This is a genomic window from Sphingobium sp. AS12, assembly GCF_019097845.1.
Taxonomy (GTDB): Bacteria; Pseudomonadota; Alphaproteobacteria; order Sphingomonadales; family Sphingomonadaceae; genus Sphingobium.
Window position 1 is genome coordinate 400656 of sequence record NZ_JAHRGM010000001.1, and the last position, 13043, is coordinate 413698.

12 protein-coding genes are annotated in these 13043 nt (G+C 63.0%); 7 read left to right on the top strand and 5 right to left on the bottom strand.

What is annotated here, in order from left to right:
* The first annotated feature begins 5 nt into the window (after positions 1-5).
* The 4 genes from KRZ98_RS02055 to KRZ98_RS02070 all read left to right on the top strand — a co-directional run bounded on the left by KRZ98_RS02055 (position 6) and on the right by KRZ98_RS02070 (position 4812).
* Complete coding sequence (locus tag KRZ98_RS02055) at positions 6-2195, top strand: phage tail protein (protein ID WP_217672015.1); 2190 nt, start codon at positions 6-8, stop codon at positions 2193-2195.
* A gap of 20 nt (positions 2196-2215) precedes the next feature.
* Complete coding sequence (locus KRZ98_RS02060; RefSeq protein ID WP_217672016.1) at positions 2216-2713, top strand: DUF2793 domain-containing protein; 498 nt, start codon at positions 2216-2218, stop codon at positions 2711-2713.
* A gap of 201 nt (positions 2714-2914) precedes the next feature.
* Positions 2915-3976, top strand: a complete 1062-nt coding sequence (locus KRZ98_RS02065) for an OmpA family protein (RefSeq protein ID WP_217672017.1) — start codon at positions 2915-2917, stop codon at positions 3974-3976.
* 302 nt (positions 3977-4278) lie between these two features.
* On the top strand, positions 4279-4812 hold the full coding sequence (locus KRZ98_RS02070; RefSeq protein WP_217672018.1) for a superoxide dismutase family protein: 534 nt from the start codon (positions 4279-4281) through the stop codon (positions 4810-4812).
* A gap of 9 nt (positions 4813-4821) precedes the next feature.
* Here KRZ98_RS02070 and thpR read toward each other — a convergent pair whose 3' ends face one another.
* Positions 4822-5364 (bottom strand): RNA 2',3'-cyclic phosphodiesterase, encoded by a 543-nt coding sequence (gene thpR, locus KRZ98_RS02075; RefSeq protein WP_217672019.1) that lies wholly within the window; start codon positions 5362-5364, stop codon positions 4822-4824.
* A 125-nt stretch (positions 5365-5489) separates the two neighbouring features.
* Between thpR and KRZ98_RS02080 the strand changes: the two genes are divergently transcribed.
* The gene (locus KRZ98_RS02080) at positions 5490-6224 is read left to right on the top strand and encodes a Bax inhibitor-1/YccA family protein (protein ID WP_217672020.1); all 735 of its coding nucleotides are present in this window, start codon (positions 5490-5492) and stop codon (positions 6222-6224) included.
* Positions 6225-6405: 181 nt separating this feature from the next.
* On the opposite strand, the gene KRZ98_RS02085 is transcribed toward KRZ98_RS02080, so the two are convergent.
* From KRZ98_RS02085 to KRZ98_RS02100, 4 genes are all read right to left on the bottom strand, one after another.
* On the bottom strand, positions 6406-7035 hold the full coding sequence (locus KRZ98_RS02085) for a glutathione S-transferase family protein (protein ID WP_217672021.1): 630 nt from the start codon (positions 7033-7035) through the stop codon (positions 6406-6408).
* Between the two features lie 146 nt (positions 7036-7181).
* A complete protein-coding gene (locus tag KRZ98_RS02090) occupies positions 7182-7472 on the bottom strand; it encodes a hypothetical protein (protein WP_217672022.1) in 291 nt (96 codons plus the stop codon).
* A 707-nt stretch (positions 7473-8179) separates the two neighbouring features.
* Positions 8180-10498 carry an ATP-dependent Clp protease ATP-binding subunit ClpA gene (clpA, locus tag KRZ98_RS02095; RefSeq protein ID WP_217672023.1) on the bottom strand — a complete coding sequence of 773 codons (2319 nt, stop codon included), beginning with the start codon at positions 10496-10498 and terminating at the stop codon, positions 8180-8182.
* 156 nt (positions 10499-10654) lie between these two features.
* Positions 10655-10852, bottom strand: coding sequence for a DUF1192 domain-containing protein (locus KRZ98_RS02100; RefSeq protein ID WP_006953215.1), 198 nt, complete (start codon positions 10850-10852; stop codon positions 10655-10657).
* A gap of 78 nt (positions 10853-10930) precedes the next feature.
* On the opposite strand from KRZ98_RS02100, the gene KRZ98_RS02105 reads away from it, so the two are divergent.
* Together KRZ98_RS02105 and KRZ98_RS02110 are read left to right on the top strand one after the other, a co-directional pair.
* Complete coding sequence (locus KRZ98_RS02105) at positions 10931-11962, top strand: NAD(P)H-quinone oxidoreductase (RefSeq protein WP_217672024.1); 1032 nt, start codon at positions 10931-10933, stop codon at positions 11960-11962.
* A 156-nt stretch (positions 11963-12118) separates the two neighbouring features.
* A complete protein-coding gene (locus tag KRZ98_RS02110) occupies positions 12119-12994 on the top strand; it encodes a UDP-2,3-diacylglucosamine diphosphatase (RefSeq protein ID WP_217672025.1) in 876 nt (291 codons plus the stop codon).
* Positions 12995-13043: the final 49 nt, after the last annotated feature.

The window sequence follows — 13043 nt, forward strand, 5'->3', positions numbered from 1 at the left end:
GTGTCATGGCGACGGTGGTGCTGAGTGCGGTGGGCACGGTGATTGGCGGGCCGATCGGCGGGGCTATCGGGGCGCTGATCGGCAATGCGATCGACCATGCCGTGCTGTTCAAGCCCAAGGGGCGGGAGGGGCCGCGCCTCAATGAATTGCAGGTGCAGACGTCGAGTTACGGTACACAGGTGCCGCAATTGTTCGGGACGATGCGGGTGGCCGGGACGGTGATCTGGGCGACCGACCTGCGTGAGACAAAAAGCAAGAGTGGTGGCGGCAAGGGTCGGCCGAGCGTCACAAGCTACAGCTATTCGGCGAGTTTTGCGGTGGCTTTGTCGGCGCGGAAAATCCGGTCGATCGGGCGGATCTGGGCCGATGGCAATTTGCTGCGCGGGGCGGCGGGGGACTTCAAGAGCGCGGTGTCGGCGTTCCGGGTGCATGACGGGGGCGAGGATCAGCCGGTCGATCCGCTGATCGCCGCAGCGCAAGGCGTGGAGGAGACGCCTGCGCATCGCGGTATCGCCTATGTCCTGTTCGAGGATCTGGCGCTGGAGGATTATGGCAATCGGATTCCGTCGCTGACGTTCGAGGTGGAGGCGGACGAGGGGGCTGTGGCGATCGAGACTGTGGCGGCGGCGGTGAGTTGCGGGCGAATCGGCGGGGCCGGGCTGGCCAGCGTCGAGGGCTATGCGGCGAGCGGAGCGGATGTGCGAGAGGCGATCACGCCGCTGGTCGAGGCGCATGGGCTGGCGTTGCAGGGGCTGACGCTGATGGCGGCGGGCGAGAGTGTGGACGAGATTGGTGCCGGCGTGCTGGCCGCGCGGGTCAATGGGCGGGCGGTCGATGCCGTCGAGCAGTCCGGCGGGGCGGCGGATGGCGTGCCGGTGGCGCTGTCGCTGCGGCACTATGATGCGGCGCGTGATTATCAGGCGGGGGTGCAGCGGGTGACGCGACCGGGGCCGGGGCGCAGCGAGCGCGGGATCGAGCTGCCTGCGGTGCTGGCCGCGGATGCGGCGCGGGCGTTGGCGGGCGAGCGGCTGGCGAGCGGCTGGACCGGGCGGGCGACGATGGCGCTACGTTGCGGCTGGGCGGCGCTGGGGTTGGAGCCGGGCATGGTGGTGCGGGTGGTCGATGCGCCGGGACTGTGGCGGATCGAGGAGCGCGAATGGGAGGGGATGGCGGTGCGGCTGTCGCTGCGCCGAGTGCCGGGGGCTGGCGGAGTGTTGCCCGGCGGGGCGTCGTCCGGCGTGATCGTGCGGCAGGTGGATGCGCCGCATGGGGTGACGAGCCTGATGCTGGCGGACCTGCCGCGCCTGATTAAGGGCGTTGCGAATGCGCCGCTGGTGGTGGCTGCGGCGAGCGGTGGGCGAGGTTGGCGCAGCGCGGCGCTGTTTGCGATGAGCGGGACGGGGGAGGCGGTGCCGATCGGCCGGAGCGCGCCGCGGGCGGTGATGGGGGTGGCGGACACTGCGCTGTCGCCGGGTAGCGTTACGATGTTGGACGGGCAAAATGCGCTGCTGGTGGCGTTGCTCGCGGAAGATATGGATTTGTTGTCGGCGGATGAGGCGGCGCTGGCGCAGGGACGAAACCTGTGTCTGGTCGGGCGCGAGCTGATCCAGTTTGGTGCGGCGGTGCAGACGGGCGAGGCAAGCTATCGGCTGAGCGATTTGCGCCGTGGGCTGCGCGGGACCGAATGGGCGATGGCGGACCATGCGGCGGGCGAGGCGTTCCTGCTGATCGAGGAGGAAAGGCTGGTCGAGCCGCTGGCGATGCTGGGCGTGGCAGGCGAGATAGGCGGGACGGTGCAGTTGTCGGCCATCGGGCTGGGCGATGTGGAGCCGGTGGTGGCGGAGATTGCGGTGACGGGCGAGGCGCTGATGCCACCCTCTCCGGTGCATCTGACGGCGCGGGCGGACGGGGGTGGCTGGGTGATTGGCTGGACGCGGCGGAGTCGGGCGGGCTGGCGCTGGAGCAGCGGGGGCGATGTGCCGCTGGGCGAGGAAAGCGAGCGTTATCTCGTGCGGGTGCTGGACGGCGATGTCGTGGTGCGCAGTGCCGAGACGCTGGTGCCGGGCTGGACCTATGATGCTGTGATGATCGCGGCGGATAGTGGTGCCGGGCAAGACGGCGCGCTGAGCGTGGAGGTGCGGCAGGTCGGCACCTTTGCGACAGGGCGGGCGGGGCTGATCGGGATCACGATTTGATTTTGGACGGGAGCGATGGGATGGACATGACGGCGCGATGGGCGATGCCGATGCTGTTTGCAGGGCAGGCACAGAAGGAAATTTTCCACAACGAGTCGCTGGTGCGGATCGACACGCTGCTGCACGGCAGGGTTGAGAGCGCGGATGTGGCGACGCCGCCTGCGACGCCGACGGCGGGGCAATGCTGGATCGTAGCGGCTGGCGCGGGCGGGGCCTGGACCGGACAGGAGGGATGCGTAGCCAGCTGGAGCGAGGGTGGGTGGCGCTTTGTGGCGCCGCGTGCCGGGCTGTCTATGGATGTGGCGGACCGGGGTCATGCGCTTTTTCATGACGGAAGCCTGTGGCGGGACGCATTGGTGCGTGACGATGGGCTGTATCTGGACGGGGAAAAAGTTGTCGGCGGGCGGCAGGGGGCGATTGCCGCGCCGACGGGCGGCGCGACGATTGACGCAGAGGCGCGCACTACACTGGAGGCCATACTCGTTGTTTTAAGGACACATGGGCTGATCGAAAGCTAAATTTGTCCGAATTTACTTTTTATTGTCATGTCGTCTCGCTATTAGCTGAGTGAACCATGCAAATAGCCTAAATGGGGGTTCCGAGGAGCCCTACTGCGTTATTTTTGCAACGGTTTCACTATTTGTGGACTTGCCATGAAACTTTCTTCCAGATACAGGGTTTCAGCAGTCCTTCGTGACACTTTTGAAAGGGGAATTCAGATGCGGAAGCTTGCCCTCGCGGCTGCTCTTGCTACCACTGCTTTGGCCACCCCGGCCATGGCACGTGACGACAGTTGGTATGTCGGCGTTGATGCCGGTGTAATGATTGTCGAAGACCAGGTTATCGATTTTACGCCTGCGCGCGCTGCTTCGCCCTCTGTGGATTACCACAAGGGCTACGACTTCGATGCCAACATTGGTTATGACTTTGGCGGTTTCCGCCTCGAAGCCGAGGCCGCGTACAAGCGCGCCGAGGTTGATCTGGACCAGAGCGGCTTCGGCGGTTCTGCTTCAGCCCTGTCGTTCATGCTGAACGGCTTGCTCGACTTCGGTCCCGATGATGGCCTGCAGGGCTTCGTTGGCGGCGGTGTCGGCGTTTCGCGCGGCAAGCTGGCTAACGACAATGTGAATGACAGCGACACCGGTTTCGCTTGGCAGGCGATTGCGGGCGTTCGCTACCCGGTCACCAACAATGTCGACGTTTCGTTGAAGTATCGCTTCTTCAACCAGGACGATATCAAGTTGGTCACGGCTTATGGCGGTGCATTTGCGCCGGCCGGCGCGACCGCCGACACCAAGCTGCGCACCCACAGCCTGCTGCTGGGTCTGACCTACAACTTCGGCGAACCGGCTGCTCCTCCGCCGCCTCCCCCGCCGCCGCCGCCTCCCCCGCCGCCTCCCCCGCCGCCGCCTCCGCCGCCAGTGGCAGAGTGCAGCCCTGGACCGTACATCGTGTTCTTCGAATGGGACAAGTCGGACGTCACGCCTGACGCCGCCACCATCCTGGACAACGCGGTTTCGGCCTATAGCAACTGCGGCAGCGCCCAGGTCATGCTGGCAGGTTATGCGGACAAGTCGGGTTCGTCCTCGTACAACGTCGGCCTGTCGCAGCGTCGCGCTGACGCCGTTAAGGCTTACATGGCTTCGAAGGGCATCCCTGATGGCGTCATGACGACCCAGGCGTTCGGTGAATCGAACCCCCGCGTTGAAACCGCCGATGGCGTTCGCGAACTGCAGAACCGTCGCGTGGAAATCACCTACGGTCCGGGTTCGGGCATGTAAGAGACTTTTCCTTCCGCAAAGATGGAAAGCAGATGAAGGGGCTGGTCGAAAGACCGGCCCCTTTTTCGTTGGGGTGCGCAGTATTGGGTGTGCGGATCTGAAAGATTGGCTGTTTGTAGCGCGGGCATTGCGATTGTCGTTTTCGACTGCGCTCGAAGCGAACGAGGGTCGGTATGACCATGCTAGGCTGCACTCGGTAGCATTATGTCGGGCAAAAATGCGGTGACAGACCGGTGATGATCGGCAACAAATGTGCCGTTGCGGCGTTCGCTGCTATGTTCGCCGACCTCCGGGAGTTTATCATGAAATTTGTCGCCATATTGCTCGCCTTGCCCCTGACGATCGCGGCATCGGCCTGTGCAACCACTGGGTCGAACGCGTCTGCTCCAACGGCCGGTGCCAGTCTGGCGGCAGGTGACGGGTCCGAGCGTGGCACCGCCAGCATGACCGAGTCGGCGGACGGGCTGCATGTGCTGGTCAAGGCGACTGGGCTGACGCCGGGCATTCATGCCGTGCATGTCCATGTGACCGGCACCTGCACCGGGCCCGACTTTGCCAGCGCCGGGGGGCATTGGAACCCGACCGGGCGCAAGCATGGCATGGACAATCCGGCGGGCGCGCATATGGGCGATATGCCCAATATGACGGTCGGAACGGACGGCACCGGCGCGATCGAATATGTCATTGCGGGCGGGACAATCAGCAGCGGGACGATGCCCTTGCTGGATGACGATGGCGCGGCGGTGGTGATCCACGCGCAGGCCGACGACAATAAGAGCGACCCGGCGGGCAATGCGGGCGGGCGGATCGCCTGCGGCGTGCTGACGGCGGGTTAGGACCCGCGTTCAGGCCGGGCTGCCTGGCCCATAATCCTCGACGATATGATAGCTCGCGCCGTTATGGCCGAGGCGGCTTTCGAACAGGGCGAAGCTGTCGATCGTGAAGGGCGGGCTGGTCAGCGCGGCGTGGGCGGCGAGGAAGGGATCGACCAGAGCGGCCGTCCGGCCAAAGCGGGCGAGGGTGATGTGGGGCAGATAAGCCCGTTCTTCGGGCGACAGGCCAAGCGCGACACAGGCGCGATCGACTTTGCGATGCAGGCTGGCGAGCGGATCGCGCGGCTGGACCCCGGCCCAGAGCGTGTCGATCACGCCGCGACGGTCGAACGCGCCGACGCCTGAGACGCTGACGTCGAACGGAGCGAAGCGGATCGTGCGCAGCGCATAGGCGATGTCGGTTGCGCAATGCCGGTCGACTTCGCCGATGAAACGCAGCGTCAGGTGCAACTGGTCGTCGCGTTGCCAGCGGGCGCCCGCGACCCCGCCCATCAACGCAAGCAGCTGCGCACGGTGGCTGGCCGGCGGGCGGATGGCGACGAACAGGCGGTGCATGACGCGGCGACTATAGGCTTTACCGGGCGTTAGGCCAGTGTGGTTACGACAGCGCTTGAATATCGGTGCATAACAGCCGATAATGGATTCAGCGGCGACAGTGACGCCGACGAAGGAGAATTTTCATGGCCAACTGGTCTGATCCCCGTTCCGATATTGCGGGCTTTGGCGGCAGAAGCGTCGCGCAGGGTGCGGCGTACGACGCCGGTCTGCGCAGCTATATGCTGTCCGTCTATAATTATATGGCGAGCGGCGTGCTGCTGACGGGCATCGTCGCGGTGCTGTTTGCGTCGAGCGGGCTGGCGTTGCAGGTGCTGGGCGGTCCCGGCATCCTGAAATATGTCATCATGTTCGCGCCTTTGGTGTTCGTGATGGTGCTGAGCTTTGGCATCAACCGGCTGTCGACTGCGGCGGCGCAGGGGCTGTTCTGGGCCTACGCCGCGGTGATGGGCCTGTCGCTCTCGTCCATCTTCCTGGTCTATACCGGCACGTCGATCGGCCAGACCTTCTTTGCGACGGCAGCGGCGTTCGCGGGGCTGAGCCTGTTTGGCTATACCACCAAGAAGGATCTGTCGGGCTTCGGCACCTTCCTGATCATGGGCGTGGTTGGCCTGCTGGTAGCCAGCCTGATCAACCTGTTCCTGAAATCGAGCGCGATGGATCTGGTCATCAGCTTCATCGGCGTGCTGCTGTTCGCGGGTCTGACCGCCTATGACACGCAGAAGATCAAGAGCATCTACGCGCATGTCGCGGGTACGGACATGATGGGCAAGTCGGTCGTCATGGGGGCGCTGAACCTCTATCTCGACTTCATCAACATGTTCCTGTTCCTGCTGCGCTTCATGGGCAATCGCGACTGATTGGCGCGGTAGCGAGATAAGGAAGGCCCGGCGGAGTGATCTCCGCCGGGCCTTTTTTGTTATGGCTTTGCACCAACATCCGTTCGTTTCGAGCGCAGTCGAGAAACGAGGCGCGCTTGGCGTCGATGCAGCGCTGCTTGCTTCTCGACTACGCTCGAAGCGAACGGGGTGGGGGTGGGGATCAGGCCTGTTTCTGCATGGCGGCGATCAGGGCGCCGTCTATGTCCTTTTGCCTTTGATAAGCCGGGCGGGCGCGGAGGCGCTCCGCATAGGCGGTGAAGGCGGGGCGTTCCGGCATGGTGCCGAAGGCCAGGCCCCAGTCGATCTGTGATCCGACATAGACGTCGGCGGCGGTGAACTGGTCGCCGCAAATCCATGTCGTCCCCGACACCGCCTGTTCGAGCGTGTCCAGCACCGTTTCAAGCGAGCCATAGCCCGCGCTGCGTTCGCGGCCTTCGGGCAGGACGAAGCCCATGGCCTTGTTGGTGATGGCGGCTTCGACGGGGCCAGCGGCGAAGAAGAGCCAGCGATAATAAGCACCGCGTGCTTGCGGTGGCGGGGCGAGGTTGGCGGCGGGGAAGGCGTCGGCGAGATAGGCGCATATGGCTGCGCATTCGGTGACGATGGTGCTGTTGTGGACGATCGCAGGGACTTTGCCCATCGGGTTGATGGCGAGATAGTCGGGGGCTTTCATGGTTGTGGCATAGTCGAGGACCACGGTGCCATAGGGCGAGCCGACCTCCTCCAGCATCCAGCGGGCGATCTGCCCGCGCGACATGGGGTTGGTGTAGAGGGTGAGGGTGTCTGGCACGGCGTAGCTCTCCTTTGGCGGGGCGGTTGGGGAGAGGGTGGCGGAAATGTGGGGACGGGGCCAGCGGGATTTGCCGGGTTGTCCGCTATCGAGATATGCGGATGGTTGCCAAGTCTAGCCTGGTATGACGAGGAGACGGACTGTTGCTAACGACCACTTATTGCAATTGAGATCACAATGGCGCTGGCCCGGTTGCGGACATTCAACGGGCCGGTTATCCTGCCGATGTGGGCAAGCGCAGCCGTGTCATCGATCATGAAGAGGGGTTGGCCAAATTGAGTTTGGTCGAACTCGACAACGAAATCGCAAGGTGCAAAACGCGCCTGGGCATTGCCCCCAGCACTCAGCAGAAAAAACAATTTGCAAGCCGCATACACTGGCTTGAGAGCTTCCGACAAAGATATCACGCCGATAAGTGATGTGATGCTTTCGACCATTTCTTCTTGCCGTTCGAACCCGCATTGCATGCTATCCGCTAGCAGACGTCGAGGCCAAAAGCAGGGGAGAGAGATATATGCAGATGCATCAAATTCTGCCGATCGTAATAGCTCTCAGTAGCTGCAAGGTCGCGCCACCCAATGTGAACCTCGCGCGATGCTGGGATCGCCAGAAGCTTTCGATTTCCGAAGGAGCGCGCGTAACCGCCCATAATGCGTTCATCGGATATAGATCAGATGGGGCAACGACGCTGCATCCCGCAGACTGTGACACTGCGCCGTTGTGGTTAGGCGTAAGCGAGGGGGCCCTGAACCGAATGAGGATTAACCAAAGTGCTTCTGACTGGCATGGAGTTAAGTTCTTTCGGGCAAATATCGAAGGCGTTGCCGAAAAAAGTGATAACGCTCCGCTAGGTCTAGTGGTCAAAATAACAGATATTCGTGATCTCCGGCGGGCTGAGCCACCCAGCTGGATTCGTTGAGAGGCATAGTCGGTTTATTACGAAGCCTCGTTTGAAGCTGCCCGTCTGCAATCCACCCATGTTGGGTTAGCAACCTGACTTCCTCTGCCATGGCCAACCTAGTTGCGTGGCGAGAGATGGATCCCCGCGTCCGCGGGGATGACGGGGTTGGAGTGAGACGCGCGCGTGATGAAAAAAAAGGGCGGCCTTTGCGGGCCGCCCTTTCGTTTGCGTCTGTCATCGCGCTTATTTGGTGCCTTCGTTTGCCTTGGCCTTGCCGCCCTTCTTGCCCTTTTTGGGGGCTGCGGGGGTGATTTCGAAGGCCAGGGCTTCGTCCTTCATATGGACGTGGACTTCGCCGCCATGGACCAGCTTGCCGAACAACAGTTCCTCGGCCAGCGGCTGCTTGATCTTTTCCTGCATCAGGCGGCCCATCGGGCGGGCGCCATACAGCTTGTCATAGCCTTTCTTGGTGAGCCAGTCCTTGGCATCCTGATCCAGGGTGATGTGGACGTCGCGGTCGGCCAGTTGCAGTTCGAGTTGCAGGACGAACTTGTCGATGACGCGGGCGACGATTTCCGGGGGCAGATAGCCGAAGGGGACGATCGCATCGAGGCGGTTGCGGAATTCGGGGGTGAAGAGTTTCTTCACCGCATCCTCCTGCACATCCTCGCGGGTCAGTTCGCCGAAACCGATCGATTCCTTCGCCATGTCTGACGCACCGGCATTGGTGGTCATGATGAGGATGGTGTTGCGGAAATCGACGGTCTTGCCGTGATGGTCGGTCAGGCGGCCATTATCCATCACCTGCAACAGGATGTTGAACAGGTCGGGGTGGGCCTTTTCAATTTCGTCGAGCAGCAGGACGCTGTGCGGTTGCTGGTCGACCGCATCGGTGAGCAGGCCACCTTGGTCATAGCCGACATAGCCCGGAGGCGCACCGATCAGGCGGCTGACCGAGTGGCGTTCCATATATTCCGACATGTCGAAGCGCTGGAGCGGGATGCCGAGCAGGGTCGCAAGCTGGCGCGCCACCTCCGTCTTGCCGACGCCGGTGGGGCCGGAGAAGAGATAGTTGCCGATCGGCTTGTCGGGATCGCGCAGGCCAGCGCGCGACAGCTTGATCGCGCTGGACAGCACTTCGATCGCCTTGTCTTGGCCAAACACGACGCGCTTCAGGTCCGTGGTCAGCGATTCCAGCACGCTCTTGTCGTCGGACGAGACGGTCTTGGGCGGGATGCGGGCCATGGTCGCGATGACCAGTTCGATCTCCTTGGGGGTGATCACCTTCTTGCGCTTGGACGGCACGACCAGCATCTGCATCGCGCCGACCTCGTCGATCACGTCGATCGCCTTGTCGGGCAATTTGCGGTCGTTGATGTAGCGGGCGGACAGTTCCACCGCCGCCTTGATCGCGTCGGGCGTATATTTGACGTGGTGGTGCTCCTCAAACGCCGAGCGCAGGCCAGCGAGGATCTTGATCGTATCCTCAATCGTGGGTTCGTTGACGTCGATCTTCTGAAAGCGCCGGAGCAGCGCCCGGTCCTTTTCGAAATGGTTGCGGAATTCCTTGTAGGTGGTCGAGCCGATGCAGCGGATCGTGCCGCCCGACAGAGCGGGCTTCAGCAAGTTGGACGCATCCATCGCGCCGCCGCTGGTCGCGCCAGCGCCGATCACGGTGTGGATTTCGTCGATGAACAGGACCGCGTGGGGCAGCTTTTCCAGTTCGGTGACGACGGCTTTCAGCCGCTCCTCAAAATCGCCGCGATAGCGGGTGCCGGCCAGCAGCGCGCCCATGTCGAGCGAGTAGATGACGGCTTCCTTCAGGACATCAGGCACTTCGCCCTCGATGATCTTGCGCGCCAGACCTTCGGCGATCGCGGTCTTGCCGACGCCGGGATCGCCAACATAGAGCGGGTTATTCTTCGAGCGGCGGCACAGGATCTGGATGGTGCGGTCCACTTCCGACGCGCGCCCGATGAGGGGATCGACCTTGCCGCGCGCCGCCTTCTCATTGAGGTTGACGGTGAACTGATCGAGGGCGCTGTCCTTCTTACCCTTGCCGTCCTGCACCTTCTTCTCCTCTTCGGCTGCCCCCTTGGTCTCCTGACGCTCAGGCGCGGGCGTACCCTTGCCGACGCCATGGCTGATGAAGCTCACGGCATCGAGACGGCTCATATCCTGCTGTTGCAGGAAATAGACGGCATAGCTTTCGCGTTCGGAAAAGAGCGCGACGAGGACATTGGCCCCGGTCACTTCATCCTTGCCAGACGATTGCACATGGAGAATGGCGCGCTGGACCACGCGCTGGAATCCGCTGGTGGGGGAGGGGTCGGACGCGCCCTCCACCTTGAGGCTGTCCAGTTCCGTATCGAGATATTGGGTGACGGCGTCGCCCAGTTCGCCGATTTCCACGCCGCACGCCTGCATCACTTTTGACGCATGTTCGTCATCAATCAGTGCCAGGAGGAGATGCTCCAGCGTGGCATATTCATGCTTGCGTTCCGACGCATGGGTCAGCGCATTGTGCAGGGTGGTTTCCAGAGCGGGGGCGAAAGAAGGCATGTCTGTTCTACTCCTGGCCCGATGAGAGGGCGGTCTTGAACCTTATGTCGGCATTGCTCGACGCCGGATCAAGACGTGCGTCCCGACCTGCGGAATTGCCAGACTGACCGTGCCCGGTAGAACCCGTCAAAAGGGTGCGTGGGGCAAGGCGCGGGTTCATCGCTTGAATAACGCCTCGGCAGTTGCCTTATGGTTAACGGCGTATTCCATTTTCGCTTCTGTCCGCGCTATTTCCGCCTTGAGAGCGGCGATGCGGGCGTCCAGTTCAGCCACGGACAAGGGGTCCAGATCCTGCGCGTGCAGCCGGGCCAGTGGATCGTCAGCCCGGCGGGGGAGATCATCATCCTTGTCCATAAAGCGTAATGTTGACCCTGCGGGCCACTCTGTCAATAAGGGCGCTCGTTCTGCCTGTCGATTTTGGTGCGGTGCAGCATGAGCGTGTTTTTGGGGGAAGCGATGATGGCCGACGGCAACCGCGTACCGGGCGAGATGATGGCGATCGCCATTCCCGTGCCGGGTGGTCCTGACGCGCTGGTGCCACAGCGGCGCGCGGTGCCGGTGCCGGGCGATGACGAGGTGCTGATCCGCGTCGCCGCCGCCGGGGTGAACCGGCCCGATGTGCTGCAACGGCAGGGCAAGTATCCGCCGCCGCCGGGCGCTTCGGACATTCCGGGGCTGGAAGTGTCCGGCACGATCGCGGCTGCCGGGCGCGGGGCAGAGCTGCTGGTCGGGCAGAGGGTTTGCGCGCTGCTGGCAGGTGGCGGCTATGCGGAATATGCGGTAGCGCCTGCGGGGCAATGCCTGCCGGTGCCGGACGGCTATGACATGGTCGAGGCGGCGGCGCTGCCGGAGACGTTGTTTACCGTGTGGACCAACCTGTTCGAGCGCGCCTATGCCGTGGGTGGCGATACGGTGCTGGTCCATGGCGGGACAAGCGGGATCGGCACGATGGCGATCCGCCTGTGCAACCTGTTCGACGTGCGTGTCATCGTCACCTGCGGGTCGGACGAGAAATGCGCACAGGCCAAGGCGTGGGGTGCGGACGAGGCGATCAATTACAAGACCCAGGATTATGCCGCGGAGGTTAAGCGCATCACCGGCGGGCAGGGCGTTCAGGCGGTGCTGGACATGGTCGGCGGCGATTATCTGCCGCGCAACCTGGAGTGCCTGGCCGAGGATGGGCGGCATGTGTCGATCGCGGTGCTGGGCGGGGCGAAGGCCAGCATATTCATTCCCGCGATCATGCAGCGGCGGCTGACGATCACCGGATCGACGCTGCGGGCGCGGTCAGTGGGCTTCAAGAGCCTGGTGGCCGATGAACTGGTGCGGACGGTGTGGTCCTTCGTGGAGGACGGGAAGTTGCGCCCGGCGATGGATCAGCGCTTTGCGCTGGCGGACGCGAGCAAGGCGCACGCGCGGATGGATGCGGGCGAGCATTTCGGGAAGATTGTGCTGGTGGTTTGAGGGTGCGTTGGCCCACCCCCCAACCCCCTCCCGCAGGCGGGAGGGGGAGCAGAAAACCCCGCAAACCGTAGCATTTCCGTCATAATCCCTTCGGAACTGTAACATTGCGGCGGTAGGGAACCGGTCCTGAGGGCATCAGTCTTTGGGGATCGCATCATGAACGCCATCACGCGCCTGCCATTTTTGGCGGACCTGCCGGAGGACGGCGCAGAGCCATTTTCCGTTCCGGAACGGACGCAAGGTGAGCGTCGCCGCTTTCGTACCATCTGGATTTCCGACATCCACCTTGGCACCCGTGGCTGCAATGCGGCGATGCTGATCGATTTCCTCGACAATGTGGATAGCGACACCATCTATCTGGTGGGCGACATCATCGATGGCTGGCGGCTTAAGAAGCGTTTTTACTGGCCGGCCAGCCATAATGACGTGGTGTGGCGGCTGATGAAGCGGGCCAAGCGCGGCACGCGGGTCGTCTATATCCCCGGCAATCATGACGAAATGTTCCGCCAGTTCACCGGCATGAATTTCGGTGGCGTGGAAATAAGGCGCAAGGCGATCCATACGACTGCCGACGGGCGCAAGCTGCTGGTGCTGCATGGCGATGAGTTCGACACGATCATGCTGGCGCATCGCTGGCTCGCCTTTGTCGGCGACGCTGCCTACACCACGCTGATGCGGTTGAATGTCGTCGTGAACGCGGTGCGGCAGCGTATGGGATTGCCCTATTGGTCGCTCAGCAAAATGGCCAAACACAAGGTCAAGAATGCCGTGTCCTTCATTTCCCAGTTTGAGGAAGTCGTCGCGCATGAAGCGGGCGCGCGGGGCGTCGATGGCGTGGTGTGCGGCCATATCCATAACGCGGAAATGCGCGAGATTGGCGGCGTCGCTTACTATAACGATGGCGACTGGGTGGAAGGCTGCACAGCGCTGGTCGAGCATGAGTGCGGACGGATGGAAGTGCTGCATTGGGCCGATGAAATCGCGGCGCGGACGCAGGCAGAGCAGGGTGAACGGGCGCGGATGGCGGCTTGAGATAATATGCCGCGTGTTCCCGCGCAGGCGGGAACCCAGTCCGGCCGTT